The 26,170-nt window shown below is 65.7% G+C and carries 27 protein-coding genes; 13 read left to right on the top strand and 14 right to left on the bottom strand.

The window, feature by feature from the left end; genetic code table 11:
- Positions 1-53: 53 nt before the first annotated feature.
- A complete protein-coding gene (locus ACOOHP_RS05845; protein ID WP_420465519.1) occupies positions 54-827 on the bottom strand; it encodes a class II aldolase/adducin family protein in 774 nt (257 codons plus the stop codon).
- A gap of 162 nt (positions 828-989) precedes the next feature.
- On the opposite strand from ACOOHP_RS05845, the gene ACOOHP_RS05840 reads away from it, so the two are divergent.
- The 6 genes from ACOOHP_RS05840 (at position 990) to ACOOHP_RS05815 (ending at position 6,699) form a co-directional block, all read left to right on the top strand.
- Positions 990-2,258, top strand: coding sequence for a serine hydrolase domain-containing protein (locus tag ACOOHP_RS05840; protein WP_420465518.1), 1,269 nt, complete (start codon positions 990-992; stop codon positions 2,256-2,258).
- Positions 2,248-3,090: a class I SAM-dependent methyltransferase gene (locus ACOOHP_RS05835; protein ID WP_420465517.1), complete on the top strand. Its 843-nt coding sequence runs from the start codon at positions 2,248-2,250 to the stop codon at positions 3,088-3,090. The genes ACOOHP_RS05840 and ACOOHP_RS05835 overlap by 11 nt, the downstream gene beginning before the upstream one ends.
- Before the next feature lie 95 nt (positions 3,091-3,185).
- Positions 3,186-4,193: a tRNA dihydrouridine(20/20a) synthase DusA gene (gene dusA / locus ACOOHP_RS05830; protein ID WP_420465516.1), complete on the top strand. Its 1,008-nt coding sequence runs from the start codon at positions 3,186-3,188 to the stop codon at positions 4,191-4,193.
- A gap of 79 nt (positions 4,194-4,272) precedes the next feature.
- Positions 4,273-4,800: a peptidylprolyl isomerase gene (locus ACOOHP_RS05825; RefSeq protein WP_420465515.1), complete on the top strand. Its 528-nt coding sequence runs from the start codon at positions 4,273-4,275 to the stop codon at positions 4,798-4,800.
- A gap of 18 nt (positions 4,801-4,818) precedes the next feature.
- Positions 4,819-5,955 (top strand): pyridoxal-phosphate-dependent aminotransferase family protein, encoded by a 1,137-nt coding sequence (locus tag ACOOHP_RS05820; RefSeq protein WP_420465514.1) that lies wholly within the window; start codon positions 4,819-4,821, stop codon positions 5,953-5,955.
- A 15-nt stretch (positions 5,956-5,970) separates the two neighbouring features.
- A complete protein-coding gene (locus tag ACOOHP_RS05815) occupies positions 5,971-6,699 on the top strand; it encodes a UDP-2,3-diacylglucosamine diphosphatase (protein ID WP_420465513.1) in 729 nt (242 codons plus the stop codon).
- Between the two features lie 4 nt (positions 6,700-6,703).
- Here ACOOHP_RS05815 and ACOOHP_RS05810 read toward each other — a convergent pair whose 3' ends face one another.
- The gene (locus tag ACOOHP_RS05810; RefSeq protein ID WP_420465512.1) at positions 6,704-7,285 is read right to left on the bottom strand and encodes a PilZ domain-containing protein; all 582 of its coding nucleotides are present in this window, start codon (positions 7,283-7,285) and stop codon (positions 6,704-6,706) included.
- Positions 7,286-7,307: 22 nt separating this feature from the next.
- Complete coding sequence (gene fliS / locus ACOOHP_RS05805; protein ID WP_420465511.1) at positions 7,308-7,700, bottom strand: flagellar export chaperone FliS; 393 nt, start codon at positions 7,698-7,700, stop codon at positions 7,308-7,310.
- A 265-nt stretch (positions 7,701-7,965) separates the two neighbouring features.
- Here fliS and ACOOHP_RS05800 point away from each other — a divergent pair, with 265 nt between their 5' ends.
- The 5 genes from ACOOHP_RS05800 to ACOOHP_RS05780 all read left to right on the top strand — a co-directional run bounded on the left by ACOOHP_RS05800 (position 7,966) and on the right by ACOOHP_RS05780 (position 12,978).
- Positions 7,966-8,835 carry a cupin domain-containing protein gene (locus tag ACOOHP_RS05800; protein WP_420465510.1) on the top strand — a complete coding sequence of 290 codons (870 nt, stop codon included), beginning with the start codon at positions 7,966-7,968 and terminating at the stop codon, positions 8,833-8,835.
- A gap of 219 nt (positions 8,836-9,054) precedes the next feature.
- Complete coding sequence (locus tag ACOOHP_RS05795; protein ID WP_420465509.1) at positions 9,055-10,548, top strand: PLP-dependent aminotransferase family protein; 1,494 nt, start codon at positions 9,055-9,057, stop codon at positions 10,546-10,548.
- A gap of 119 nt (positions 10,549-10,667) precedes the next feature.
- A complete protein-coding gene (locus ACOOHP_RS05790; protein ID WP_420465508.1) occupies positions 10,668-11,204 on the top strand; it encodes an antibiotic biosynthesis monooxygenase family protein in 537 nt (178 codons plus the stop codon).
- Positions 11,205-11,284: 80 nt separating this feature from the next.
- Positions 11,285-12,661, top strand: coding sequence for a DUF1329 domain-containing protein (locus tag ACOOHP_RS05785; RefSeq protein ID WP_420465507.1), 1,377 nt, complete (start codon positions 11,285-11,287; stop codon positions 12,659-12,661).
- Positions 12,662-12,675: 14 nt separating this feature from the next.
- Positions 12,676-12,978 carry a response regulator transcription factor gene (locus tag ACOOHP_RS05780; protein ID WP_420465506.1) on the top strand — a complete coding sequence of 101 codons (303 nt, stop codon included), beginning with the start codon at positions 12,676-12,678 and terminating at the stop codon, positions 12,976-12,978.
- 359 nt (positions 12,979-13,337) lie between these two features.
- Here the strand turns inward: ACOOHP_RS05780 and ACOOHP_RS05775 are convergent, their stop codons facing one another.
- On the bottom strand, positions 13,338-13,820 hold the full coding sequence (locus ACOOHP_RS05775; protein ID WP_420465505.1) for a Spy/CpxP family protein refolding chaperone: 483 nt from the start codon (positions 13,818-13,820) through the stop codon (positions 13,338-13,340).
- Between the two features lie 137 nt (positions 13,821-13,957).
- Here ACOOHP_RS05775 and ACOOHP_RS05770 point away from each other — a divergent pair, with 137 nt between their 5' ends.
- Positions 13,958-14,650: a response regulator transcription factor gene (locus ACOOHP_RS05770; RefSeq protein WP_420465504.1), complete on the top strand. Its 693-nt coding sequence runs from the start codon at positions 13,958-13,960 to the stop codon at positions 14,648-14,650.
- 124 nt (positions 14,651-14,774) lie between these two features.
- Positions 14,775-16,079, top strand: coding sequence for a sensor histidine kinase (locus ACOOHP_RS05765; protein WP_420465503.1), 1,305 nt, complete (start codon positions 14,775-14,777; stop codon positions 16,077-16,079).
- A 54-nt stretch (positions 16,080-16,133) separates the two neighbouring features.
- Here ACOOHP_RS05765 and fliD read toward each other — a convergent pair whose 3' ends face one another.
- The 10 genes from fliD to flgG form a co-directional block, all read right to left on the bottom strand.
- Positions 16,134-17,489, bottom strand: a complete 1,356-nt coding sequence (gene fliD, locus ACOOHP_RS05760; RefSeq protein ID WP_420465502.1) for a flagellar filament capping protein FliD — start codon at positions 17,487-17,489, stop codon at positions 16,134-16,136.
- Positions 17,490-17,522: 33 nt separating this feature from the next.
- The gene (locus tag ACOOHP_RS05755; RefSeq protein WP_420465501.1) at positions 17,523-17,897 is read right to left on the bottom strand and encodes a flagellar protein FlaG; all 375 of its coding nucleotides are present in this window, start codon (positions 17,895-17,897) and stop codon (positions 17,523-17,525) included.
- Between the two features lie 70 nt (positions 17,898-17,967).
- Positions 17,968-19,116, bottom strand: coding sequence for a flagellin (locus tag ACOOHP_RS05750; RefSeq protein ID WP_420465500.1), 1,149 nt, complete (start codon positions 19,114-19,116; stop codon positions 17,968-17,970).
- A gap of 168 nt (positions 19,117-19,284) precedes the next feature.
- Positions 19,285-20,478, bottom strand: coding sequence for a flagellar hook-associated protein FlgL (gene flgL / locus ACOOHP_RS05745; protein ID WP_420465499.1), 1,194 nt, complete (start codon positions 20,476-20,478; stop codon positions 19,285-19,287).
- Positions 20,479-20,492: 14 nt separating this feature from the next.
- Positions 20,493-22,133: a flagellar hook-associated protein FlgK gene (gene flgK / locus ACOOHP_RS05740; RefSeq protein ID WP_420465498.1), complete on the bottom strand. Its 1,641-nt coding sequence runs from the start codon at positions 22,131-22,133 to the stop codon at positions 20,493-20,495.
- Positions 22,134-22,136: 3 nt separating this feature from the next.
- Positions 22,137-23,132: a flagellar assembly peptidoglycan hydrolase FlgJ gene (flgJ, locus tag ACOOHP_RS05735; protein ID WP_420465497.1), complete on the bottom strand. Its 996-nt coding sequence runs from the start codon at positions 23,130-23,132 to the stop codon at positions 22,137-22,139.
- Positions 23,132-24,313, bottom strand: coding sequence for a flagellar basal body P-ring protein FlgI (locus ACOOHP_RS05730; RefSeq protein ID WP_420466950.1), 1,182 nt, complete (start codon positions 24,311-24,313; stop codon positions 23,132-23,134). Before ACOOHP_RS05730 ends, flgJ begins: the two co-directional genes overlap by 1 nt.
- 19 nt (positions 24,314-24,332) lie before the next feature.
- Entirely contained in the window at positions 24,333-24,968 is a 636-nt protein-coding gene (gene flgH, locus ACOOHP_RS05725; protein ID WP_420465496.1) for a flagellar basal body L-ring protein FlgH, read from the bottom strand.
- 5 nt (positions 24,969-24,973) lie between these two features.
- Positions 24,974-25,108, bottom strand: a complete 135-nt coding sequence (locus ACOOHP_RS05720; protein ID WP_420465495.1) for a hypothetical protein — start codon at positions 25,106-25,108, stop codon at positions 24,974-24,976.
- 171 nt (positions 25,109-25,279) lie between these two features.
- The gene (gene flgG, locus ACOOHP_RS05715) at positions 25,280-26,065 is read right to left on the bottom strand and encodes a flagellar basal-body rod protein FlgG (protein ID WP_420465494.1); all 786 of its coding nucleotides are present in this window, start codon (positions 26,063-26,065) and stop codon (positions 25,280-25,282) included.
- Positions 26,066-26,170 lie beyond the last annotated feature (105 nt).

Here is a 26,170-nt window from a genome sequence, read left to right as displayed (position 1 = left end):
CCTCTTTGGGGGGCGACCGCCTGTCTGGCGACTCGCGGTGAAACTCGTTGGGCTCAGTCCCGGTATCCCGGATTTCGCCGATCCAGCCGCCGCAGCAACCCCGGCCAGGCCAGCAGGCCGAACTGCCCGCGGGTGACCATTTCGATCTGCTCGTCGATGGTTTCCAGCACCTTGCCCGGCACTGCGTGCATCTCGCCGCCGTTGCTGGTGGCGCGCACCTGGATCATGCAGGCGGCCTCCAGGAAGTACATGCGCATGAACGCATCCGCGCAGTTCTTGCCCATGGTCAGCAGGCCGTGGTTGCGCAGCATCATCGTCCACTTGTCGCCAAGGTCGGCCACCAGACGGGGCTTTTCGTCCTCGTAGAGCGCGATGCCTTCGTAGTCGTGATAGGCCAGCGAGGCGCCGGCGATGATGGCGGTCTGCGACAGCGGCAGCAGGCCGCCCTTCTGTGCCGACACCGCCACGCCGTTGATCGAATGCGTGTGCATCACGCACACCACGTCCTCGCGCGCTTCGTGGATGGCACTGTGGATGGTGAAGCCGGCCGGATTGATGTCGTAGGGCGAGTCCATCACCTTGCGGCCCTGCAGATCGATCTTGACCAACGAGGACGCGGTGATCTCGTCGAACATCCAGCCGTAGGGATTGATCAGGAAGTGATGTTCGGGGCCGGGGATGCGCGCCGAGATGTGGGTGAAGACCAGGTCGTCCCAGCCGTAGGAGGCGACCAGGCGATAGGCTGCCGCGAGGTCCACGCGCAGGTCCCATTCTTCCCTGGAAACCTGGTCGCGCACCGAAGTGCTGGGCTTTAGGACGGCGCTCATGAGCTTCTCCTCAACGTGGTGGCCGCAAACGCGCTGCGGCGTGTTGCGCCAACTGTATCGCAGGACGCGCGAAGCACGGCACCTCTGGCGCCGCGGACATTGACCACAGCGCCACGTCCTCTTCCAATGCCTGGCCAAACAACAACCTTTCGGAAAACTCCAATGGCGCGCTGCCGCAACCTCGTGGAAGTCCCCCAGGATCTCGCTGCCGTCACTACCTACGATCCGCACGAAGAATGCTCTCCACGCGACGCCGAACTGTCGCCGCTGGCGGTACGCAAAATCTGGAGCGCGGTGGAAGGCATGTACCGCAGCGGCCTACATCCCGGCATCCAGCTGGCGATCCGCCGTCGCGGGCAATTGGTGATGAACCGCGCCATCGGTCACCTGCGCGGCCGGGCAGCGGGAGAAGACGCCACCGACGGCCGACTGCTCACGCCGCAAGCACCGGTCTGCCTGTTTTCGGCCTCCAAGGCCATCACCGCGATGCTGGCGCACAAGATGGTGGAACAGGGCAAGTTGCGCCTGGACGACCGCATCGCCGACTACATTCCCGAGTACGCCGCGCAGGGCAAGGGTCAAACCACCTTGCGCCAGTTGCTGGCGCATCGTGCCGGCATTCCCTCGCTGCCCGTGCGCGACGTCGACCCGGCCCTGCTGACCGACTGGGACACCGTGATCCGCCTGCTCTGCGCGTCCAAGCCCGGCTCCGGGCACGGCCAGCAACAGTCCTACCACGCCGTCACCGGCGGCTACATCACCGGCGAACTGGTGCGCAGAGTCTCCGGCAAGCCGCTGGCGCAGGTGCTGCGTGGAACCCTGGCCGATCCGCTGGGCTGCCAGCACTTCAGCTATGGCCTGGCACCGGACGCGCAGGCCGACATGGCGCATAACCGCTCCACCGGGCCGAAGCTGGTGTTTCCGCTCAACCTGGTCGCCAAGCGCGCCCTCGGCATGCCATTCGAAGAGGTGGCGCCGTTGTCGGATGAAGAGGTGTTCCTGTCGTCGGTGATCCCGGCCGCCAACATCCATTCCACCGCGGAAGAATCCAGCCGCTTCTACCAGATGCTGCTCGATGGCGGCCGTTGGAACGGCACGCAGGTGTTGCAGCCGCAAACGGTCGCCGAAGCAGTCAAGCCCGCCGGCAAGATCCAGATCGACCGCACGCTGCTGGTGCCGGTGCGCTTCTCTGCCGGTTTCGTGCTGGGCGAAAGCCCGTTCGGTCTCTACGGCACCCGCTGCGCCCGGGCTTACGGACACCTGGGCTTCATCAACATCGTGTGCTGGGCCGATCCGGACCGCGACATTTCCGTGGCCCTGCTCAACACCGGCAAGTCGATGGCCGCCGAAAGCCTGCCGCACCTGGGCCGGGTGCTATGGTCGATCTCGCATCACTGCAAGCCAGTCAAGGGAGAGCGGCGTGTCCACTGACGATCCTGCGCGCATCAGCCCCACCGCGCACTACACCGGCTACACCTGGTATCGCCATGGCCTGTCGCACAAGGCGCTGGTGACGCCGCAAGGGCGCGCGCTTTACGCTGCGCTGCGCCCGTTCAACGCGGTGTCGCGCCGGCTCGGCACGCCGAGCCTGGACGGCCTGCTGCTGGCGCGGCACCGAGCCATCGACGCCTGGCTGGAACAGGCCATCGAAAGCGGCCAAGTCACCCAGATCATCGAGATCGCCGCCGGCCTGTCGCCGCGCGGCTGGGATTTCACCCGACGCCACGGCAGCCGAATCGAATACGTGGAAGCCGACCTGCCTGCCATGGCCGCCTACAAGCTGAAACGTCTGCAACGGGCCGACCTGTTGGGACCACGCCACCGCGTGGTGGCGCTGGACGCACTGGCCGACAGTGGCGCCGATTCGCTGGCTGCGCTGGCCACCGCCCTGGACCGAACTCAGGGCACCGCCATCGTCACCGAGGGCCTGCTCAACTACTTCCCGCGCAAACAGGTGCTGGGCATGTGGCGGCGCTTCGCCAACAGTCTTCAAGGCTTTCCACACGGTCTTTATCTGTCTGACCTGCACGTCGCCAGCGATAATCGCGGCCTATTCATTCAGGCTTTCCTGAAGCTGCTGTCGAGCTTCGTACGCGGCGCCGTGCACCTGCATTTCAGTTCCGCGTTGGAGGCTCGCTCCGAACTGCAGCAGATGGGTTTCAAGTCAGCGGAAGTGGTGCACCCGGCGATCGGCGACGCGCCAAAAGGCTCGCCCGTACGGGCCGGCGCAAGGCTGGTGCGGGTGGTACGGGCCGGCGTTTGAATGTCCGGTCAACGCGTGCGTTGGCGGTCTCCCCGCCGGCCATAGGCTAAATCGCTAGAATACGCGGCCTTTTTGCCGTCCTTCCGCAGCTTGTGATGTCTGCTCAGCCCGACCAGCCCTGGCGCCTGTCCGTCGCTCCGATGATGGAGTGGACGGATCGTTTCTGCCGCCCGTTCCACCGCCAGTTTTCGCGCAATGCGCGGCTGTTTACGGAGATGGTCACCACGGGCGCCCTGCTGCATGGCGATGTACACCGGCATCTGCGTTTCGACGGCGCCGAGCACCCCGTGGCCTTGCAGCTCGGTGGCTCCGACCCCGAGGCGCTGGCGCGCTGCGCGGAGCTGGGCGAGCAGTACGGCTACGACGAGATCAACCTCAACTGCGGGTGTCCTTCCGATCGCGTGCAGACCGGCTGCTTCGGCGCCGTGTTGATGAAGGACGCACCACTGGTTGCGCGCGCGGTGCGTGCGATGCGCAGCGCCATGTCGCGGCCGGTGACGGTCAAGCACCGCCTCGGGGTTGACGACCTGGAGGGTTACGATTTCCTGCGCGGTTTCGTCGACACCGTGGCCGCAGCCGGCTGCGAGGTGTTCGTCGTGCACGCGCGCAAGGCCTGGTTGTCGGGTCTGTCGCCCAAGGAGAACCGCGAGATTCCGCCGCTGGACTACCCGATGGTGTACCGGCTCAAACAGGATTATCCGCAGCTCACCGTCGTCATCAACGGTGGCATCAAGACCGTCGCCGATTGCCAGAAACACCTTCGCCAGGTGGATGGCGTGATGATCGGCCGCGAGGCCTACGAAAACCCCTACGTCCTGGCCGAGCTGCAGGCGGCCCTGTTCGACGGCATCGCAGAGCCCGAGTTGGAACGCACCGATTATCTGCTCGCCTACCTGCCGTTTGTGGAAGCAGAACTACGCGCCGGCACGCCGCTGGCACGTATCGTTCGTCACATCCTCGGCCTGTATCGTGGCCAGCCCGGTGGCCGGGGGTTTCGTCGCGTGCTGTCGGAAAAAGGCCACCGCGCCGGCGCCGGGCTGGACGTGCTGCGCCAGGCGCTGGCCGAAGTCGAACGCGATGATGATCTGTCAGAAGCGGCGTAAGCCGTCAAAAACTGTTTTGAGGAGAATTTGTTCCATGCGTCACTTGATGCTGTTCCTGTCCCTTAGCCTTGGAGTGGTCATGTCGTCTGCAAACGCTGAATCCAGCCCCCGCGTCAAACTAGAAACCAGCATGGGCGATGTGGTCCTGCAACTGGATGCTGCCAAGGCTCCCGATACGGTGGCCAACTTCACCCAGTACGTGCGGGACGGCCATTACGACGGCCTGGTGTTTCACCGCGTGATCAAGGGCTTCATGATCCAGGGTGGCGGCTACGATGCGTCGATGAAGGAGCGCGACACCCGCGCGGCGATCAAGAACGAAGCTGCCAACGGCCTCAAGAACGAGCGCGGCAGCGTCGCCATGGCGCGCACCAGTGCGCCGCATTCGGCGAGCAGCCAGTTCTTCATCAATCACGGCGACAACGACTTTCTCGACTACCCGGGCCAGGACGGCTGGGGCTATGCGGTGTTCGGCAAGGTGGTCGAGGGCATGGACGTGGTGGAGCAGATCGCCAACACGCCCACCGGCAATGCGCCGCCGTTCGGCCGCGACGTGCCGGTCAAGACCGTGGTGATCAACAAGGCCAGCGTGCTGGACGCGCAGTAAGCAACCGGGATTCACGTCATGAATGCACCCACGCCTGTTCTGCCCGCTTTCGTGCCGCCACGCCGGGTGCTGATGGGACCTGGTCCGTCCGACGTGCACCCGCGCGTGCTGGCGGCGATGGCGCAAGCCACCATCGGTCATCTGGACCCGGCCTTCATCGGCCTGATGGACGATATCAAGCGCCTGCTGCAGCAGACCTTTCGCACGTCCAACGAGCTGACCATGCCGGTTTCCGGCCCCGGTTCCACCGGCATGGAGGCCTGCTTCGCCAACCTGCTGGAGCCGGACGACACCATCATCGTGTGCGAAAACGGCGTGTTCGGCGGTCGCATGCGCGCCATGTCTGAACGCCTCGGGGCCAAGGTGGTCACCGTCTCCGATCCCTGGGGTCGCGCGGTCGATCCGAACAAGGTCGAGGACGCGCTCAAGGCCAATCCGGAAGCCAAAGTGCTGGCTTTCGTGCAAGCCGAAACGTCCACGGGTGCGTTGTCGGACGCCAAGACTCTGGCCGCACTGGCGCAGCGCTATGGCGTGCTGTCGCTGGTCGATGCGGTGACCTCGCTCGGCGGCTCACCGCTGGAGATGGATGCCTGGGGCATCGACGCCATCTACAGCGGCACGCAGAAATGCCTGTCCTGCCCGCCTGGCCTGTCGCCGGTGAGCTTCAGCCCACGCGCGGTGGAGAAGCTGCGTAGCCGCAAGGTGCCGGTGCGCAGCTGGTTCATGGATTTCAGCCTGGTGACCGCATACTGGGGCGGCGGCGCCAAGCGCGCCTATCACCACACCGCGCCGATCAATGCGCTGTATGGCCTGCATGAATCGCTGGTGCTGCTGCACGAAGAAGGCCTGGAACATTCCTGGGCGCGGCATCGCCAGCATCATCTGGCCCTGGCGCGCGGACTCGAAGCGCTGGGCCTGAGCTATCTGGTGCCCGCCGACGAGCGCCTGCCGCAGCTCAACGCCGTACGCCTGCCCGAGGGCCTGCAGGAGGACGTATTGCGCGGTCGCCTGCTCGGCGAGTACGACCTGGAGATCGGGGCCGGCCTGGGCGAGTTCGCCGGCAAGATCTGGCGCATCGGCCTGATGGGTCAGAGCTGCTCGACCCGGCACGTGGAGCTGTGCCTGGAGGCGCTGGGCAAGGTGCTGCAACGTTAGGCCTGCGCCAACGCGATGCAGACCACGCTGTTCCTGTCGGATCTGCATCTGCCGGCCACGCCTTCGCCGCTAAGGTCGAGCTTCCTGAGATTCCTGCAGGGTCCGGCGCGGGAAGCCAACGTCATCTACATTCTGGGCGATCTTTTCGAGAGCTGGATTGGCGACGACGTCGGCCTGCAGCAGTTCGCTCCCGAAGTAGCGGCGTTGGCCGCGCTCGCGGCATCCGGCGTCCACCTCTACTACCAGCACGGCAACCGCGATTTTATGGTTGGCTCGGACTTCTTTGCGCTGACCGGCGTGGCGCCCCTACCCGATCCAACCCTGATCGAACTGCAGAGCGAACCGGTACTGATCTCGCACGGGGATCGCTATTGCGTTGACGATCGCGGCTACCAGCGCTGGCGCCGCTTCTCGCGCATGCGCTGGGCCCAGTGGCTGTTCCTGCGCCTGCCGCGTGCACGCCGCGAAAAAATCGCCGGCAATATCCGCGGCGACAGCGACGCCGCCAAGCGCAACAAGCCGGAATCGATCATGGACGTCAACACCGGGGCCATCCGCAGCGCCCTGACGCGAGCCGGGGTGCGCCGGATGATCCACGGCCACACGCATCGGCCCGGCACTTACGAGGTCGACCTGCCGACCGGTCCGGCGCAGCGCATCGTGCTGCCCGACTGGCGCAGCGATACTCAGGACTATCTGTGCGTCGACGCGCAGGGCATGCAGCAACGGAGCGTCGGCGGCTGAACGATCAAGCGCGCCGATGTTGCGTGCGCTTGTGCCCGGCAAGATCGCGCCGGTGCTGCAGGAACACGTAGCGCAGCAGCAGTTCTTCGCTTTCCTCGTCCAGCGGCAGGAAGCGCACCTGCACCCGCTGCGATTGCAACGACATCACTTGCACCGACATCACTTGCACCGGCAACCTCAGCGGTCGCGGCATCAGGCGGTGCAGGTAAACGCTCAACACGCCGAATTCGCCGTCGCGGATTCGATCGTCGTCGGCCTGCCAGCAGGCGGCGCTGGCGCTCAGTCGCACCGCGCGTTCCGGCGGCGCCGAGCCGTCGTCGAGCAGACGCAGGGACAGCAGTTCCAGAACCAGATCGAGTTTGCGCTCCAGGCGCTGCAGGTCCAGATTGGGCTCCTTGTCCTCCTCGGTACGCGCCGCAGTCGACTCGTCCAGCGCCAGCAGACGCGTCAACAAAAGGCGCGCTTCGGCTTGCAGCAGCATCTGGCTGGAGGCATCCGGGGCGTCGGGCAGCGGCTCGAAAGCCACGCGCAGTCGATCCGAAAAGTGTGGTTGACTGTCGAAGGGCGACTCGGTGGGTGCGTCCATCTGCTGTCTCCGGCACCGGCGCTCAGCGCGCGGGCAACTCGTCCCATGCCTGCTTGATCGGTCGCAGCACCGCGGCCACCTCTTCCAGCGCGCCGACCACGTCCCTGGCGGTATTGGCCTGCACCAGATGGCGCAGACAAAAGTCGTAAAGCAGCGCCAGGCGCGCGCTCAGCGCCCCACCAGCGGGATCCAGACACAGCTTGAGGTATTCCAGGACGGAGATGGCAGCGCCGATGTGCGCGAGACGCGCCGCTCGCTCGTTACCGAGCGCTGCACAGCGGGCCCGGGCGATGCGGTCCAGTGCGCCTTCCAGCAGCATGATCACCAACTGCTGCGGGGTGGCGGCCGCCATGGCCGCGTCCACGCTGGAATCTCGGTACTGGCGAATGGCCTGCAGGCGGTGCATGGCGCCCATGGGGGTGTCCTCTTGGCTGACGAACAGGATATCGACCGGGGATGAGCGGACTTGAGCATCAGCCGCACGACGGCGATCAGCGGCATGAAGTGGTTCCCGGATTAGCCCGCTTCGGCGAGGCCGACCAACTTAGGCATGGGGGCCGGCAGCCTGGGATGTCCGGCGCTTGGCTCTTCGGCGCTCGCCTTCTTTGGCTCTTCTGTTTCGGCCGTCCGGGGACGATCCTTGGAGTTGCAGTAATCCAATTACCTCACGGAGCAGCGAAATGGGCACAAACGAAGAACTGAAAGTCGCAACTCCCTTCAACCACAAGGTCCACGGCGGCACTCAGAATCCGGCTCCGGATCAGTGGGTGCCGTTTGAATGGGAAGAGCCGCGTCTGGGCAAGCAGGTGCAGGGCGAAATCGCCGTGATCCGCACCCACGGCACCTCGGGCACGCTGATGGCCGGGTTCTGGCGCACCGGCCCGACCTCGCCTGGCGGCGCCAAGGACGGCTCGCACACGGTGGTCTACTCCGCGCCGCTGGGCGACGAGACCGCCTGCGTGATCGAGGGTTCGGCCACGCTGACGGTGAACTCCACCGGCCAGAAATTCCACATCGCACCCGGCTCCATCGTCAGCAGCCCGAAGAATCTGGAAGTGACCTGGGAGATCAACGGCCCCTACTTCAAGAAGTACTGGTGCATCTTCAATGGCACCCAAGCCACTGCTGCGCCGCCGGGCGAGCTGCTGGTCACCAACATGAACGACAACCCGGCGGATTGGGAGGCGTATCACTTCGTCGAGCCCAAGGAAGGGCCGCAGGTGGCCGGCGAGCTGTTCTTCATCCGCCCCAGCGGATCGACCGGCACCATGATGAGCGGCATCTGGAGGTCCGGAAAAGGCATCCCCGGGACCAACGTCGATGGCAAGGGCGCGCTGATCACGCCCTACACCGGCGTGCTGGGCGACGAGACCATCCTGCTGCTGGAGGGCGAGGTGGATGTGGTCGAAACCCTGACCGGCAAGCAGCACCACTTCCGCGCCGGCGACGTGATCGGGCTGTCGTCGGGCATGCACATCACCTGGACCTCGCGCGGCCCGTTCTCGAAGAAGCTCTGGGTCATCACCAGGGATCAGCTGCCAGTCGGGTAACGCGTTCGCGCCGAAGTTCCTGCGCCATGCGTTTTTGCGAATGATCGTTCTACGGACGCAGCGCAGGGACTTTACTCCGGGGGCACCTAGGGTGTGGCACCGTTACAGTCGGGGTGACAAAGCCAAGTCTGCCGGATCGGCGCGCTGTCCTTAGCACGCGCCACCCGAGCGCAGGCTTGCCGTCATCATGGTCAACCGAGCGGAGAGATAGACCGTCAGATGGCCAGCTTGCCGCGTCGAACCAAGTCCAGGTACTCCGAACTGCTGCTCTCGCTGGACGGCGCGGGCACGCTGGTCGACCAGCTTGTTCGCGCATTGCGCGCTGAAATCAAACAGGCCAATGTCGGCGCACGACTGCCGCCGACGAGAACCCTGGCAAAGGACCTCGGGATCTCCAGGAATACGGTCATCACCGCTTACGGCGAGTTGGCCAATGAGGGACTTATCGCCACGCACTTTGGCGGGGGTTCGTTCGTCAGCGACCTCGATCGCTCCCCCCGAACGCGGACAGACAACTCCGGGTCATTGCCTTTGCCGGCGGCAGACGAGCCAACGCTGTCGAAGTTCGGCCGACGCCTCGAACACCTGGACGCTTCTCCGATACTCGAGCGACCCGAGCTTCAATTCGACTTTCGCTACGGGCTACCGGTTGTCGGCGATTTTCCCTTCCAAGCTTGGACGAGAATCGTGTCCAAACGCGCGATGATCGCGTCGGTTTCGGTGCTGGGATACGGCGAGTCTGCGGGCTACCTGCCGCTGCGCTCCGAACTTGCCGAGTATCTTCGCAGAGCGCGCGGCATCGCTTGTCATCCAGATCAGATCATCATCACCAACGGATCGCAGCAGGCTCTGGATCTGATCGCAAGAATTCTCATCGATCCCGGTGATCGCGTAGTACTGGAAGAGCCGAGTTACGAGGGTGCCCGCCAGGCTTTTTCGAGCGTCGGCGCGCGCATCGTCGCGGTCCCCGTCGACCGCAACGGTTTACAGGTTGCGAAACTTCCCGCGCGATCCTCCCGATGCCGGGCGGTTTACGTAACCCCTTCGCACCAGTTCCCAACAGGCGCGGTGTTGTCGGCAGATCGACGGCAGCAGCTTATGGATTGGGCGCGTGTCCACAATTGCTTCATCGTGGAGGACGACTATGACGGCGAGCTGCGCTATGACATACGTCCTATCGAAGCCATCAAGGGCGGTGATACCGACGATCAAGTGATCTATGTCGGCACGATGTCAAAGGTCCTGTTTCCTTCATTACGCCTCGGGTACCTGGTCAGTCCGCGGCGGCTGCGCAAGAGTCTCATCGCAGCAAAGCACGTCTGCGATCGACAGACTCCAGCATTGCTGCAGACGGCCTTGAGCGATTTCATGGCGCAGGGGCATTTCAATCGCCACCTCCTGCGCGCCAGGCGCCTTTGCTCTCACCGCAGGACCGCCCTGCTCGACGCCATCCATCAGCACCTGGGCGCGCGCGTCATGGTGGAGGGCGCCAATGCCGGCATCCACGTGATGATGTGGCTGAACGACCGCACAGCCAACGATGTTCCCCAGCTGGTTGAACAAGCGGCACGAGCGGGCGTCGGCATCTACCCGATCACACCCTATTTCATTCATGCGCCGCGCGGTGCGGGACTCCTCCTCGGCTACGCCTCGATGGAGGAAAGCATGATCCGCGAGGGCATTCAGCGACTCGCAGGCGTGCTGGCGGAATAGCCCGAACGCTAGCTTGGCCCTCTTCATACGGGCCTCTTTGGAACTCCCGCTTTCTCATTGAGCGCGCCAACCTACGTTCACGCTCCTGATCGTCAGGAGCCTCACGTAGGAATCAGGCGATGGCGATCTATCTCAGCATGCAGCGGGTGCGCTTTTCGAGTCCGGACGGCTACGAAAAATTCAAACTGGTGTTCGCCAACGTGCGGCATCACCTGAAGAAGCATCCGGGCTTTCTACACCTAACCTGGTGGGATCATGCCGACGATCCGACTTGGTACAACGAAGTCAGCATGTGGACCAGCATGGAAGCACTGAATAGCTGGCACAAAGACGTGTATCACAAGTACGCCAAGAAGTGGGCTGCCAACGGCGCAATCATGGAAGACGTCATTACCAACTTCCAGCTCGTGCGCACACGCCTGCTGCGGGTGTGCCCGTGCTGCGGACATCTGAGCGACGGTCCGTACGACCTGTACCGCGAACAGCACGAACTGGCAAAGCCCTGTGCGGAATGCGGTTTCCACTTTCCGACGACGCCGGAATCGGCGAGTAGCAACGCGGTGTACCAGGACATGTCGGCCGAAGTGGCAGCGGCCCTGGAGGCGGAGTCTCCTTCGCCTGGCGACGCCGGCGCCCACAAACATCGCCACTCCTAGGATTCGCCTGAATCCAAATTCCGGGGAAAAGCTCGCAGTACCACTGGTGGCCGTAACGCTACGCAAACGGAGAGAACGTCATGAGGATCAGGAAATACGATTTCGATTACAGCCGCCGCGTGTTCATGGACAAAGTTGCCAAGGGCGCGGCCGGCGGCGTGCTGGCACCGCTGTGGCCGACGATCGCGAACTCGGGCGAGGTCACCAAGGCCTATCCGGACGAGTTGCTGTCGATCGAGATGTACACCAAAGGCAAAATCAAGCCGGGCGATATCATCTCGGTCGACAACGTCGAGGTGGTGAAGGATCTGCTCGATCCGATCTGCTTCAAGCAGGTCAAGGAGATGGGCCGCAAGATCAAGATTCGCGAGGCCCCGCAAGATGCCACCACCATGTTCAATCACCGGTATCTGGAGCTCACGCTCAAGAACCAAGGACGCGCGAAGTTCGATGCCACCGGCAACCTCTGGATGGATGGCAAGGAAGGTCAGTTGTGGGATGGCGGCCTGCCGTTTCCGGATGCGCAGACTGCCCAGGAAGCCTGCTCCAACATCAGCAACAACTGGGGACGCCACGACTATTCGCAGTACCCCATACCCTGCTGGTCGGTGAATCCCGACGGGCATATCGCGTACAAGCAGAACCTGATCTGGTTCGAGCTGCAGACCACCGGCCGCAATGATGGTCAGGTCTTCAAAGGTTTGAAGGACCTTCTGCGCCTGAATACTGCGCTGTTCACAGGGTCCAATGATGTCAAGGGCAGCTCCTTCCTCAGCGTCTGGTATTACGACCAGCGCAAGTTTCCCGACCTGTATGGGTACTTTCCGGCGTTCAAGCGCGTCCGCCAGTTCCCGACCAACCAGCGCTTCGAGCCGCTGGTACCCGGCATGACCTTGTACCTGACCGACGCCTGGGGCGCCGGAGATCCTCTGCTGACCTGGGGCAATTTCAAGATCATCGAACGCAAGCCCATGCTGGGGCCCCAGGGCGGCAACTGGTGGGCCGGGTACGACAAGGATTGGGCAGTGCCCTTCCACGGTGGACCCAAGGGCACAACGTTCTTCGACAAGACGTTCGAACTGATTCCGGAGTGCATCGTTTGGGATTCCGAACCCACCGGCTATCCGCGCGCGCCCGTGAGCCGGCGACGCACCTGGTCGGATGCCCGCAACGGCACCATGACCACACAGGTGACCTACGACCGCCGCGGCGAGCTCTACAAGCAGATCGAGTTCGGCACCGGACAGATGAAGAACGACAAGGAGGTCATCCTGGACGCGGAAGGCAAGCCCGACTGGTCCTGGCACTGCGCGCAGTTCCACGATATCCAGACCAACCGCATGACACTCATCCGTCACTACCGGGAACTGGATGGCTACAAATCCCTGTTCATCGACGATGGCACGGCCTACGACAAGTACATGACCACGACGGCAGTCGCTCGTCTGGGTCAGTAGGACAACCGCGGCGCATGACTTTCGATCCTCCTGTACGTCCCTCCTCTGCTTCGGCAGAACTTACCGGCGCGCTGACTCCAGGCGCCGGTCTTTCCTGCTCTGGTTGGCCAACCCAGGCATCCGGACGATTGACTGATCGGGAGCTGCAGGTGCTGGCGCGGGTCGGTGCTGGAGACTCCAACAAGCAGATCGCGCGCGCGCTGTTTGTGTCGACAAACACGGTGAAGTTCCATCTGAAGAATCTCTACCGGAAGCTCGGGGTGGGGTGTCGAACCAGAGCCGCGCTGGTCGCATACAGCGGTCGCGCGATCCAGTAGCTTTGGCTTGTCGACCCTCGCGCAGGCATGTGCGATCCCACTCGGCAGGGCATCCCCACGGATACTGTTCGTGACGACTCACACGACGAGCATCGTTGCGTGGCTGATGCCGGAATCCACAGAAATTTCTCAGAGAAGGATTGTCCGGGACTGGATGAGATTGCCTTTGGCGGAGCCGTCGCTCCGATCAAGCTTTTCATGGCGTACTGGGCGCGTCGGCGGTGAGTTGAGTGGTGGGGCCTTCCAATGATCCGCGGCGGGCGCCTGCAACCGTTGTAGGCACGGCTGAAGCGCCAAAAAAGCCCACGGCGGATGCCCTGGGCCGGTTGCTACTGATCTGAGCCGCGTGATCGTATTGATCAGGACTCGGCGGCCGCCTTGTCCTTGCCGCCCTTGCCCTTCCAGCCACCGTGACGCTTGTGGCCGCGATGCTCCTTCATCTTGCTCATCTGCTCGGGCGTAAGCACCGCGGAAAGCTCCGATTGCATCTGCGTGCGCTGCAGCACGCGATCGCGCGCCAGGGTGCCGGCTTCATCTGCCAGAGCCTGCGCCTGGGTGCTGTAGTCGGCGCTCTTGGGGTCCAGTGCCTTCATCGCCTTGCGATGCTCGCGGCTGCGCTCGTGCAGCGCCTTCATCGCCGGACGATTGCTCTCGAAGATGGTCTGCACGCTGGACTTCTGGCTGTCGTCCAACGCCAGGCGTTCGGCCATCTTGGCCACCGGATCACGGTGACCGTGGTCGCCGGCAACGGCGACGCCGAAGCCCGCCAGGGTCAGGCCTGCGGCGAGCAGGATGGGCTTGAGGGTGCGCTGGAACGGGTTCGCAGTGTTCAGCTTGTTCATGTTCGTCGTTTCCTTGAGGGGGGACGCCAATATCGGCGTGATCATTGAACGGCCTTTTGCCGTAAAGCTCCCTTGCGCGCCGGTAAAGTTGGGTTAACACCCGCACCGGGTCCGACCCCAAGAGGAATACTGCCGGCATGCCCCACATCCTGATCGCCGACGACGACCGCGAGCTTTGTTCGCTGCTGGCCGATTACCTGGGCCGTCACGGACTGGAAATTGAATCCGTGCATACGGCCGAGGACGCCATCGCGCGCCTGCAGAGCGGCCAGCGCAAACCCGACGCGCTGGTACTGGACGTCATGTTGCCGGGCATGGACGGCCTGTCGGCGCTGCGCCAGATCCGCGAGTTCGAGGCGCTGCCCATCGTCATGCTGTCCGGCCGCGGCGAGCCGGTGGACCGCGTCATGGGCCTGGAGCTGGGTGCCGATGATTACCTGGCCAAGCCCTGCCTGCCACGCGAATTGCTGGCGCGCATCCAGGCGCTGCTGCGTCGTGCCCGCGCGGAAGTCGGCCCCGAGGCGCAGACCGAGCGCCGCCTCGGAGCGCTGAGCCTGCGCCCGGCGGAACGTCGCGCCTATCACGGCGAAGAACCCTTGGCGCTCACCGGCGCAGAGTTCTCGGTGATGCTGGAGCTGATGCGCTGTACAGGACAGACCGTAAGCCGCGATCAGCTCACCCAGATCGCGCTGCATCGCCCGCTGGAGCGCTACGACCGCGCCATCGATGTGCACGTCAGCCGGCTGCGCCAGAAGCTCGGCGCCGCCGGTGTGGACCTGCGCATCGAAGGCATTCGCGGCGCCGGTTACCAGCTCATCGAGGGCGCCTGATGTTCCGGCTTCCCCAACCTGTCCGACACGGTAGCCCGGTTCGCCGCAGGCGAGCCGGGGCCGGCACCGGGCTGCGTCCCGGCTCCGCTGGCGCGGAACCGGGCTACCCATCTCCTGAACTGCCGTGAGCATCTACCAGCGCCTGTTCCTGTGGTTCTGTGCGGTCAATATCGTCACGCTGGGTGCGAGCATCCTGATTGCCTACGCCATCTTCGAGCGCCGCGCCGACCGCGCGCCGGATATCGCGCCGCTGGCGGCGGAGGTACAGCACGCGCTGGCCGCCGATCTGGCGCTGCCGGACGACCGCCGCAGCGACGGACGTCGCTGGGTGCTGATCCGCGAAGGTCGGCAACTGGACGGCAGTGCACCGCCGCGCGTGATCGAACGCCATCTGGAAGACTTGCTCGCCGATCGTGCCGAGCTACGCCTTCCGCGCGGCTTGTGGATGGTCTCGCAGCGTCTGGAATCGCCGCATGCGGATACCCACCTGATCCTGCTGCAGAGCCCGCCGCAACCGCGGCCCTGGCAGCGCGCGGTGCTGCCAGGTCTGCAGATCCTGCTGTCGGTGCTGGCCATCGCCGCGGTGGGCTGGGTCGTGGCACGCCATCTGGCGGCGCCGCTGGAAAAAATCCAGTCGGTGGTGCGCCGCGTCGCCGCCGGCCAGCTCGGCAGCCGCGTCGGCGGCGAGCTGGCTACGCGCAACGACGAGTACGGTCGCCTGGCGCGCGACTTCGACCGCATGGCGGCACAGATCGAAAGCCTGGTGGACAGTCGCGACCAGCTCCTGCACGACGTATCGCACGAGATGCGTGCGCCGCTGTCGCGGCTGCGCTTTGCCCTGGAGCTCGCTCGCGAGGATGCCGACGGCAACTCCTTCGAACGTGCCGATCGCGAGATCGGCCGCATCGACGCGCTGGTCGGCCAGCTGCTGACCCTGGCGCGGCTGGAGCAGCCGGCCAACCGGCGCGAACTGGAGGCCGTCGACTTGCTGGAGCTGGCACAGGACGTGGTCGAGGCCGAGCGCCCGCAAGCCGAGCACCGCGGCGTGAGCCTGGCGATCCGCGGCCCGGCGCTCAGTGCCCAGGGCGAACGCGACGCCCTGATGCGCGCGCTGGAAAACCTGATCCGCAATGCCGTACGCCACGCGCCCGCCGGCAGCGAAGTGGAGATCGTCATCGGCGGCGACAGCGGCGAGGCGTTCCTGCAGGTGCTGGATCGTGGACGCGGTGTCCCGGTCGAGGACTTGCCGCGGTTGTTCGAGCCTTTCTTTCGCAGCCGCGACAGCGGCACCGAATCCGGCCATGGCCTGGGACTCGCAATTGTCGCGCGTATCCTGCGTGCGCATCGCGGCCGCGCCGAAGCGCAGCTGCGCGAAGGCGGCGGGCTGGACGTCAGCCTGCGATGGCCGCGCAGCGCCGCGGTCGGTTGATTGCCGACCCCCCAGCGACCCATCCCTGCGTTTCCCTGGACACGCAGGGCCGCTTCAATTGCCCGACGACGCGCCCGGCAGGTTCGCCAACTGCTGAGTGAGATAACTGCTGGTGGTCTGCATCTGCCCGACCAGTGCGTCCAGCGCAGTGAACTGGCGCCGGTAACGCGCCTCGACTGCGGCCATGCGCCGGTCCAGGGCCTCGGTCTGATCGTCGATGCCGTCCAGACGCGCTTGCAGACGCTCGGTTTGCGCTTCCAGGCGCCCGTCGGTGCCCAGATACCCATCAAGTACGCCCGACAGGCGTGCGGCCAGTCCGGTGGGGCCAGAGAACAACTCGCCTACCGCCTCGCCGTTGCTGATCAGTGCATTCGATAACCGGGTGCTGTCCACCGTCAGCGTGCCGTCGGTCGCGGTGGTGATGCCGAGCTGTGCCAAGGTCGCGAAGTCACCAGTGCCCACGGTGCCGCCTATGATGCTGCGTAGCTGCTGCAGGCTCGAACGTACGGCGATGTCGCCCATCAAGGGGCCGCCGGTCTGGGTCGCGGCGTCATAGCCGGCCTGCTTCTTGACTACCGCAACCACCGCGTTATACGTGCGTACCAGTTGCTGGATCGCGTCGCTGGCAACGGTCCGATCGGCCTGCACATCCAGTGTCACCGTGGTACCCGGCTCGGCCTTGAGCAGGTTCAGGCTCACCCCCTCGAGCGCTCCGGCGACGGTGTTGGAGCCACTGGTGTAGGTGAACCCGTCGATGCGAATCTGTGCGTCGGTGGCAGCCTGCACGGTGACGACGCCGAACAGATCGCTGCCATCGCTGCTGGCCGCAGACCCGACGACCATGGCCTTGTGCGTGCCGGTGGCGCTGGCGGTCAGTACCAGCCGCGTGCCGGCATCTTCGGTCAGCAGCGCCGCAGTCACGCCGGGATTGTCGCCAGCCGCATTGATGCGATCGCGCAACGCCGCCAGCGTATTGGCGCCATCGACCAGCTCCACCTCGAAGCTGTCTGCGCCCACCTGGATGCTGACCGTGCCGTTTCCGACCACGCTTTCGGAGCCGCTGGCAAACGCTTCGCTCGCCATCTTGTGCGACCTGGCCTGGCTCAGCACCTCGACTTCGTAACGCCCTGCGGCCGCGCCGCTGCCGGCAGTGGCGGTCAACACGCTTTCGTCGGACAGCGTGGTGCTCAGCCGACCGATCGCACTGTCGGCGCCCTTGAGGGCATCGACCGCAGACTGGAATTGGGTGAGCCCCGCCTTGAAGGTGCCCAGCGCCGACAGGGTGACATTGATCCTGCTTTGAGTGGCCTGCAGCCGGCTTTCCTGCGGCGCGCGTTCGGCGCTGACCAGCTGCGCCACCAGGCTGGCCACATCCAGGCCGGAGCCGATACCCGCGGAAGAGATCGCCATGAGGATTTCCGGTTCGATAGGTTGGGCGTAAGTTCAGGCACGCACTTCGATCAGGCGCGGAGCGTCCGCCGCCAGCGCTCGAGCAATGCGCAATGCTTCTTCGCTGGGCATCTGACGCAACACGGTGCCGTCGGTGCGGTCGATCAGGCTGACGATGACGCGGCCGGACGCCTCGTCGACCCGGAAATCCAGCACCGCGCCCTGCTCGGCGGCGCGCGCTGCGATGGCATCCAGCGCCTTGGCCAGATCGTCGATTTCGGCAACAGCGGGACCACCGGCCGCGGGATCCGGTACCGACCCGATTCCATCGCGGACTGCCACCGCAACTGCCGGCTTGGATAACGCGCGAAAGCCGTCCCCGTGAGCGGGAACGGCCGGCATCGCGACACTCGACAATTCGGTGGCCATGACCACCTCCAGTGCTGATGTGAGCGTCGGACCCGGAGCGCGCAGGCCCCGGGTCCGGCGCGACTCGGGCTTAGCCGCGCAGCAGGCTCAGCACGTTTTGCGGGACCGCGTTGGCCTGCGCCAGCATCGCCGTACCGGCCTGCTGCAGAATCTGCGCGCGGGTCAGGTTGGCGGTTTCCTTGGCGAAGTCGGCATCCTGAATGCGGCCGCGCGAGGCGCTCAGGTTCTCCGAGGTTGCGCTGAGGCTGGCGACCACCGACGTGAAGCGGTTCTGCAAGGCGCCCAGATTGCCGCGTGCGGTGTTGACCTGGGTCAGCGCGCTGTCCATCTGCTGGATGGCCAGCTGCGAACCGGTGTAGCTGGACACCGACAAGGTGGTGATGCCGGTGGTGGTGGACGCCGTGGCGGCGGTGGCATTGGTCAGGCCGCCGATGGTGGCGTCGTTGAGCGTGCCGGTCACCGCGATGTTGCCGCTGCCGGTGAGGATGATCTCGTTGGTGGACGCGTTATAAGTGGCGCCGACACCGGACGCGGTCGACACCGTGTTGATGGCATTGACCAGCTGACCCGCACGTTCGAGCGCGGACCCGGCGGCGCCGATGGCACCGATGTCGACGCCGTTGACTGCGATACCGCCGGCCGCGATGGCGGTGCCCGGAGCGGTGATGGCCGAGACCGCGACCGAGGTCTGCGACTGCGTCACCGAAGCCAGCGCCGCGATGTTCACGTCGGCGATGGAAGCCACCGAGATCGTCTCGCCGGCGTTGGCGCCGACCTGGAACACAGCGCCGCTGAAGCTGCCGTCCAGCAGGTTCACGCCGTTGAACTGGGTCTGGTTGGCGACGCGGTCGATCTCGGCCAGGGCCTGGCCGACCTCGAGCTGCAGTGCATCGCGGTCGGACTGCGAGTTGGTGGCGTTGGACGCCTGCACTGCCAGTTCGCGAATGCGCTGCAGGTTGCTGGTGACTTCCACCAGCGCGCCTTCGGCGGTCTGCGCCAGCGAGATGCCGTCGTTGGCATTGCGCGCCGCCTGGTCCAGGCCGCGGATCTGCGAAGTGAAGCGCTCGGTGATGGCCATGCCGGCGGCGTCATCCTTGGCGCTGTTGATGCGCAGGCCGGAAGACAGCCGCTGCAACGAAACCGCCAGCGAGCCCTGCGACATGTTGAGGTTACGCTGCGAGTTCAGCGACATCACGTTGGTGTTGATGGTTTGAGCCATGGTGTTGCTCCTAATGGTGAGTGAGGCCGCGGTGTCGGTGCCTCGAAAGGGCGAGAGCTTCGGGGCTTGATCGGCTTGCCGTTGCTGAGTCTTTTTCGGCGCAGCGCGGAAAATCTTGAGCCGTCTTTTGCTGGAGGGACCGGCGGCGGCGGCGCGCCGACGAAAGGATCAGCGCAGGTAGTCGAACAGGGACATGCCCTGGATGCGGCTGTAGGACTGCTGGGCCGCCTGCAGCGCGGTCATCTGCAGATTGAGTCGACCGACCGCTTCGGCGTAATCCAGATCGCGCAAGCCGGACAGGGTCTCCTGCGCCTGCAGATCGAGCGCGGCAAGCTGCGCTTCGGAGCTATCGATCGCGCCCAGGCGGTTGCCGACCGTACCGCGCAGGTTCGACAGGTGCGACAGTGCAGCGTCGAGTTCCTCCAGCGCACCGAAGAACGCGGTGTGGTTGAGCGCGCGCGCGGATTCGGTTTGCGGATCCGTATCCACCAGGCCGGTCACTTTCTGCACCAGCGCGAACAAATCCTGCGACGTGCCCGGCGCCACCTGGAAGCGGTCGCCGTCGGCGGGGGCACCGGTCAAGGTCAGATCCACCCCGCGAAAGCGGATCGCGGTACCGGCACTGTAGGCACCCGACGCGACCAGCGCGTTGCCGGCGTCGCGCACTTCGTATTGGCCCGCGGCGAAGCTCAGGGTGTAGCCGCCACCATCCCAGGCGCCAGCGTCGGCCAGACGCGCCTGCGTCAGGTAGGCGCCGCCAGCGTTGCCCGCGTCGGCACTGACGGCAAAGGCGCCGTTGCCACTAAGCAGGGCCTGGAAAACCGCGCTGCCGGCGTCGCCCAGCGCCAGCGCGCGTTCGGGCCCGATCTCGATCTCGCGCACCTGCGCCGAACCGCTGTAGGTGGCCCCGGAAACATCGAGCGAGAACGGCGCACCGCCGTCGGCAGTCCCGCCGAACAGAAACCGACCGCTGCCGTCGTCGCTGTTGGCGATCGCCAGCAGCTCCTGCAGGCGCGATTGCAATTCCAGCGCGATCGCCTGGCGCGAATCGCCCGACTGGATGCCGCCATTGGCCTGCAGCGCCAGCTCGCGTACGCGATTGAGGGTGTCGGTGGCCGCCGCCAGGGCGGTTTCTTCCAGGCCCAGGCGGTGGCGTGCGGCGACGGCGTTGTCGTTGTAGCGAGCCAGCTCCGACAGCCGCTGGTCCAGGCGCGAGGCACGTGCCCAGTCGCCTGGATTGTCGCTCGCACGGGTGATGCGGGTGCCCAGGGCCAGCTCGTTCTGCGTCTTCGACAGCGCGGTCTGGTTGCGCAGAATGTTGGCGATGCCTTGCTGGTGCAGGGCGGCGGTGGAAATTCGCATGGTGGCCCCCGGCTTCAGCGCCGCACCGCGGCGAGCAGGGACTGAAACACGGTGTCGGCCACCGCGATCACCTGCGCTGCCGCCTGATAGGCCTGTTGGAAGCGCACCAGATCGGAGGCCTCTTCATCTAGATTCACGCCGGACGCGGCGTCGCGGCTGGCGACCGATTGCGCCAGCAGGCTCTGCTGCGCACCGCGTGCGATGCCCGCCTGCCGGGCCTGATTGCCGATGCCGGTGACCAGCTTTTCCTGAGCCGCTTGCAGGCTGTTGCGGCCGCTGTCGAGCAACCCCTGGGACTCCAGCCCCAGCAGCGCACGCGCATTGCCGTTATCGCTGGAATCGGCTCCGCTGCCAGCCGCCGCGGCGGCGAGGTTGGCGGGATCCGAGATCGCCATTTGCATCTGGCCGGCCGCCAGTGCAGTCGGCCGGATCAGATATCGATCCTGTCCCGCTGGGACACCGTTCACGGTCAGACTCAGCCCCTGGGCGACGAGCGGATCGCCGGGCGCTCCGCTGCCACTCATGGAAATGCTGGCGCCGGTGGTGGCGTCGCTGAGCTGCCAGTTGGCCCCGTCGAAGCGCAGCAGATAGTCGCCGCCGGTCAGCGCCCCGACGTCGGAGAAACCGACGCCGATCTGCGCGTTGCCGCTGTTGCCGTCGGCCGCCAGCGCCCGGCCGGTTATGGAATTGAAGAACAAGCCGCCGTCCTGCCCGAGCGCATCGACGCCCTGCTGGTGCTGCGCGTTGAAGGCTTGCGTCAGCCCCACGGCGAGGCGGCCGAGTTGCGCGAGTGCCGGATCGAGTACCTCGCGTTGAGCGTCCAGCAGGCCGCCGAGCGCGCCGCCACCGAGCTGGCCAGTGACCACGCCGCCGCTGGAGGTCACTTCCAGGCGGCCGCTGCCGTAGGCATCGTCAGCGACGCCCAGCGCCTGTGACTGCGCACCCAGTACCAACGCCTGACCGCTGCCGGTGAAGACGTTGATCGAGCCGTCATCGGCGGTGTTGGTGTTCACCCCGATCTGGCCGGCCAGGTCCTGCAGCAGCGCATCCCTTTGGTCGAGCAGGTCGTTGGGCGGCTGGCCGCCGGCAGCCGCAGCGGCCTGCGCGATGCGCTGGTTGAGCGTGGCGATAGACTGCGCCGCGGCGTTGATGTCCTGCACCGACTGCCGCAGGCGGCTGTTGAGCTCGACCTGCACGCTGTCGAGTTGACCCTGCAAGCTGCGAAAGCGCGAAGTCAGCCCCCGCGCATCGCTGAGAACGGTCTGGCGCGCTGCCGCCGAAGTGGGATCGGCAGCCAGCGCGTTGAGACTGTCGAAAAACTGGTTGAGCGGCTGGCCCGGCCCGGTGGCCGCGTCAGACATCCAGCTGTCGAGTTGCGCGGCAACGGCCTCGAATTGCTCGGCGCGGCGATAGGCGGAGGTATCGGATACCGCGCGTGCACCAACGAAAGCATCCGCAATCCTGCGCACCGTGGCGGCTTCCACACCGCTGCCGACGTAGCCGTCGCCTGTCGGTCCGCCCAGACGCGATACCAGGTCGACGCGCTGGCGCGTATATCCCGGCGTGTTGACGTTGGCGATATTGTGGCCGGTGGTGTCCAGCGCCTTGCGATAGCTCAACAGCGCGGAGATGCCGGTACTCAGAAGATCGGACATGGCTTACACCGCCTTGGCGTCCGCTGGCGCGGACTCTGCAGGAATTGTCGACACGCGATCGATCAGCTTGAGCAGCTTGTGCGCGTAAGCAGGATCGGTGGCGTAACCGGCTTTCTGCAGCCCGCGCGCGTAGGCCCCGGCGTCTTCCCGACCCTCTCGCAGGGCTTGCGCATAGCGCGGGTTGGCCTTGAGGAAGTCGGCGTAATCCGCAAACGCCGCAGCCGGCGATTCGTAGGCACGGAACTGGGCGGACATTTTCTGCAGGCGTCCGCCCAGATGCTCGTGCGTGGTCCGGGTCAGGACCGCGCCGTCCCAGCCATGCGCCTTGATGCCGAAATAATTGTGGCTGGAACGGCCGTCCGCATCACGGGGCACGTGCTGGCCCCAGCCGGTTTCCAGCGCGGCCTGCGCCATGATCGCTTCGGCCGGCACACCGAGCTTTGCGGCGGCGGCCTCGGCGTGCGGGCGGATTTGTTCGATGAAGGCCTGCGGGCTACCCGCAGCGGCCGGAGGGGCGACGATGCCGCGGACAACCGCTGCCGCCGGAGTTGAAGCCGAAGGATCACGCTTGCTCGCCAGCGCGGCCGCATCCGGCGCGGCTAGCCGGTCGGTCGGTCGCAGGCTGGTGCCCAGCCGCGCAGGCAGAGGATGCATCGGCGCAGAGGCGGGACTTTCCACTGCCGTTGCATCCTGCGTCCGCATCATCTGTCGCACCAGCACCTGGGCCAGGCCGATTCCCCTGCCGCCTTGCCCGGTGGACAGGTGCAAGGCCATCTGCTGATCGAACAGATCGCGGTAGAAGTCGGACTGGCCACCGCCGAGCAGATCTTCGCCCAGGCTGGCATCGCGCGAGGACTTGAGCACCTGCTGCACGAACAGGGCCTCGAACTGCTGCGCGGCCTTGAGCATGCTCTCGGGGTCCTGCGCACGCGCCTGCAATTTCAGCGTGGACAGCGCACCGAAATCGGTAACCGCGGGCATGGGCGCGGCCAGGCTCATCAGATGATCACCAGCTCCGCGCGCAGCGCACCGGCCTGCTTGAGCGCCTCCAGGATCGCGACCAGGTCGCCGGGTGAGGCGCCGATCTGATTGACCGCACGCACCAGGTCGTCCAGCGACACGCCGCCGTCGAGCACGAACATCTGGCCACCGGTCTGCGTCACTTCGATCTCGCTGCGTGGCAGCACCACGGTCTGGCCGCGCGAGAACGCATCGGGCTGGCTGACTTCAGGCTTCTCGGAGATGGTGACGCTCAAGGTGCCGTGCGACACCGCCGCCGGCAGCACCCGCACGCTGCTGCCGACCACGACCGTGCCGGTGCGGGCGTTGACGATCACTCTTGCCGGCGCATCGCCGGGCTGGATGTCGAGGTTTTCCAGTTGCGCCATGAAGGCGACGCGCTGCGCCGCATCGGCCGGACCCAGTACGGACACGGTGACGGCGTCCAGTGGGCGCGCCACCGCGCTGCCCAGCAGCTGGTTGATGCCGGCCGCCAGACGCGTGGCGGTGGTGAAATCGGCGACGTGCAGATCGAGCCGGACATCGGGCCCGCTGTCGAAACCGGAGGCCACCACCCGCTCCACCATCGCTCCGCGCGGAATGCGGCCGGCGCTGGGTACGTTGACCGATACGCGCGAGCCGTCCTTGCCGGAGACGCCCAGCCCCCCCACCACCACATTGCCCTGCGCGATGGCATAGACCTCACCGTCGGCGCCCTTGAGCGGCGCCATCAGCAGCGAACCGCCGCGCAGAGAGCCGGCGTTGCCGAGGGACGAAACGGTGACGTCGATCACCTGACCGGGCTTGGCGAACGCCGGCAGTTCGGCGTGGATGGCGACGGCCGCCACGTTCTTGAGCTGCGGGCTGACCCCTGGTGGCACCGTCACCCCAAGCTGGTTGAGCAGGTTCTTGAGGCTCTGCACCGTGAACGGCGCCTGCGAAGTCTGATCGCCGCTGCCGTCCAGGCCCACTACCAGGCCGTAGCCCACCAAGGGATTGGAGCGCACGCCGGCCACCGAGGCCAGATCCTTGACCCGCTCGGCATGGGCCGGAAAGGTGCCGATCAGCAGCACCAGTTCCAGCACGATCACGAGCGCAAAAAAGCGCAGACGGCCTGCGCGACGTGGGCTGGGCACGTCGGCGGGGAATCGCAGGCCGTCTGCGCTGCTTTGCGTTCGCATCAAGAGCATCGGAATCTCACTAGAAGGGGAACCACGGAGAATTGAAGAAACGCGACAGCCATCCCTGCGCATTGGCATCGGCCAGTGCGCCACGCCCCACATATTCGATGCGCGCATCGGCCACGCGGTCCGACGTCACGGTGTTGTCCGGGGCAATATCCACCGGGCGTACGATGCCGCTCAGATGCACCACTTCCGATCCCTGGTTCAACGCCAGGCGCTTTTCGCCCACCACTGCCAGATTGCCGTTGGGCATGCGATCGACCACGGTCACGGTCAGGCTGCCGCTGAGCTGGTTGGATTGGCTGGTGTCGCCTCTGCCGCTGAACTCGCGGGCGCCATTGAGGGCGAAGTCTCCGATCGGCTGGCCGTCGCGGGTCAGCGGCCGGCCGAACAGCGTCGGGTTGGCGATGCTCAGACCTGCTTCCTTGCTGGTGGAGGTGCTGGCCTGTTTCTGCGCCTGGGTTTTTTCGATCAGCAGCACGGTCAGCAGATCGCCAGGCGCGCGCGCCTTGGGGTCTTCGAACAAACCGCGCCCGCTGTAGCTGTCGTAGATCGCGCCCGAGGTCGCGACCGGCGCCGGAATCGCGAACGAACGTGCCGGTGCCGGCTCCGCTTCCAGCACCTTGGGCGCGCTGCCGCAGGCCCCCAGCACCAGGCTCAGGGCAACGAGCGCGGCGCGTCCGGTGGCGGCACCGCCTTCGCCAGGTGCTGATGGGCCACACGTACGCCGCTGCAGATCGCCGCGAGCAGTAGCAGGCAGGCCAGCAGGCTCAGGAATCCTTCCAGTCTCACCATCGAGTTCCAATGTCGGTGATGTATGTTGGCGGCGCTGCGCGCGGTTGCAGACTTCCGTCCCGATCATCGCGAGCACCCGGACCTTGAACGGCCTGAGCGCGGCAACGAAGCCGGAGTGTTGACCGCACGCACCTATCTTTGCCGGTGTCCGCCTCGTCAGATGCGCGTTCACAGGTTGTTGGACACGTAGGCCAGCATCTGGTCGGTGGTCGAGATGGCCTTGGAGTTCATCTCGTAAGCGCGCTGGGTTTCGATCATCGAGACCAGCTCTTCCACGACGTTGACGTTGGACGCCTCCAACGAGCCCTGCGCGACGCGCCCGAGTCCGTTGAGTCCGGGCGTTCCGGTCAGCGGCGGACCGCTGGCCGCGGTCTCGATGTAGAGGTTCTCGCCCTGCGCCTGCAGGCCGGCGGGATTGACGAAGTCGGCCAGCGTCAGAGAACCGACTTCCTGCGGCGCCGCCTCGCCGGAGAGTTGCACGGTCACGATGCCATCGCTGCCGATGGTCACGCTCTGGGCGGCCTCCGGAATATTGATGCCGGGCTGCACCGCGAAACCGCTGGAGGTGACCAGCTGACCCTGTGCGTCCACCTGGAAACTGCCGTCGCGCGTGTAGGCGCTGCTGCCGTCGGGCAGGCTGATCTGGAAGAAACCACGGCCGTTGACGGCAACGTCCAGGGGGTTGCCGGTCTGCTGCAGATTGCCCTGCGCGAACTGGCGGTCGGTGGCGACCACGCGCACACCGGTGCCCAGATTGAGCCCGGTCGGTGCCTGCGTCTGCTGACTGGTCTGGCCTCCGGCTTGCTTGACGGTCTGCGACAACAGGTCCTCGAAGGCCACCCTGCCGCGCTTGAAGCCGGTGGTGCCGACATTGGCCAGGTTGTTGGAGATCACCGTCATGCGCGTGGCCTGCGCATCCAGTCCGGTCTTGGCCGCCCACAGTGCCGAATTCATGTCGTTGGTCCTGCGCCAGAAGCTTGGCGCGCTGCTCGGGTTCGGCGGTGGACCTTCAAGTTCCGGACCAGCCTGGCAGGGTAGTGCCCGGCCGGTTGCTGTGAC

Source organism: Panacagrimonas sp., assembly GCF_965216805.1.
Classification (GTDB): domain Bacteria; phylum Pseudomonadota; class Gammaproteobacteria; order Nevskiales; family Nevskiaceae; genus Panacagrimonas.
Note: the sequence above shows the minus strand (reverse complement) of the source record. Positions and strands in the feature narration are given on the sequence as shown.

Coding starts and splice junctions, on each gene's coding strand:
- ACOOHP_RS05845 (WP_420465519.1), bottom strand. CDS start 827: ATGAGCGCCGTCCTAAAGCCCAGCACTTCGGTGCGCGACCAGGTTTCC.
- ACOOHP_RS05840 (WP_420465518.1), top strand. CDS start 990: ATGGCGCGCTGCCGCAACCTCGTGGAAGTCCCCCAGGATCTCGCTGCC.
- dusA (WP_420465516.1), top strand. CDS start 3,186: ATGTCTGCTCAGCCCGACCAGCCCTGGCGCCTGTCCGTCGCTCCGATG.
- ACOOHP_RS05825 (WP_420465515.1), top strand. CDS start 4,273: ATGTCGTCTGCAAACGCTGAATCCAGCCCCCGCGTCAAACTAGAAACC.
- ACOOHP_RS05820 (WP_420465514.1), top strand. CDS start 4,819: ATGAATGCACCCACGCCTGTTCTGCCCGCTTTCGTGCCGCCACGCCGG.
- ACOOHP_RS05815 (WP_420465513.1), top strand. CDS start 5,971: ATGCAGACCACGCTGTTCCTGTCGGATCTGCATCTGCCGGCCACGCCT.
- ACOOHP_RS05810 (WP_420465512.1), bottom strand. CDS start 7,285: ATGGACGCACCCACCGAGTCGCCCTTCGACAGTCAACCACACTTTTCG.
- fliS (WP_420465511.1), bottom strand. CDS start 7,700: ATGGGCGCCATGCACCGCCTGCAGGCCATTCGCCAGTACCGAGATTCC.
- ACOOHP_RS05800 (WP_420465510.1), top strand. CDS start 7,966: ATGGGCACAAACGAAGAACTGAAAGTCGCAACTCCCTTCAACCACAAG.
- ACOOHP_RS05795 (WP_420465509.1), top strand. CDS start 9,055: ATGGCCAGCTTGCCGCGTCGAACCAAGTCCAGGTACTCCGAACTGCTG.
- ACOOHP_RS05790 (WP_420465508.1), top strand. CDS start 10,668: ATGGCGATCTATCTCAGCATGCAGCGGGTGCGCTTTTCGAGTCCGGAC.
- ACOOHP_RS05785 (WP_420465507.1), top strand. CDS start 11,285: ATGAGGATCAGGAAATACGATTTCGATTACAGCCGCCGCGTGTTCATG.
- ACOOHP_RS05780 (WP_420465506.1), top strand. CDS start 12,676: ATGACTTTCGATCCTCCTGTACGTCCCTCCTCTGCTTCGGCAGAACTT.
- ACOOHP_RS05775 (WP_420465505.1), bottom strand. CDS start 13,820: ATGAACAAGCTGAACACTGCGAACCCGTTCCAGCGCACCCTCAAGCCC.
- ACOOHP_RS05770 (WP_420465504.1), top strand. CDS start 13,958: ATGCCCCACATCCTGATCGCCGACGACGACCGCGAGCTTTGTTCGCTG.
- fliD (WP_420465502.1), bottom strand. CDS start 17,489: ATGGCGATCTCTTCCGCGGGTATCGGCTCCGGCCTGGATGTGGCCAGC.
- ACOOHP_RS05755 (WP_420465501.1), bottom strand. CDS start 17,897: ATGGCCACCGAATTGTCGAGTGTCGCGATGCCGGCCGTTCCCGCTCAC.
- ACOOHP_RS05750 (WP_420465500.1), bottom strand. CDS start 19,116: ATGGCTCAAACCATCAACACCAACGTGATGTCGCTGAACTCGCAGCGT.
- flgL (WP_420465499.1), bottom strand. CDS start 20,478: ATGCGAATTTCCACCGCCGCCCTGCACCAGCAAGGCATCGCCAACATT.
- flgK (WP_420465498.1), bottom strand. CDS start 22,133: ATGTCCGATCTTCTGAGTACCGGCATCTCCGCGCTGTTGAGCTATCGC.
- flgJ (WP_420465497.1), bottom strand. CDS start 23,132: ATGAGCCTGGCCGCGCCCATGCCCGCGGTTACCGATTTCGGTGCGCTG.
- ACOOHP_RS05730 (WP_420466950.1), bottom strand. CDS start 24,313: ATGCGAACGCAAAGCAGCGCAGACGGCCTGCGATTCCCCGCCGACGTG.
- flgG (WP_420465494.1), bottom strand. CDS start 26,065: ATGAATTCGGCACTGTGGGCGGCCAAGACCGGACTGGATGCGCAGGCC.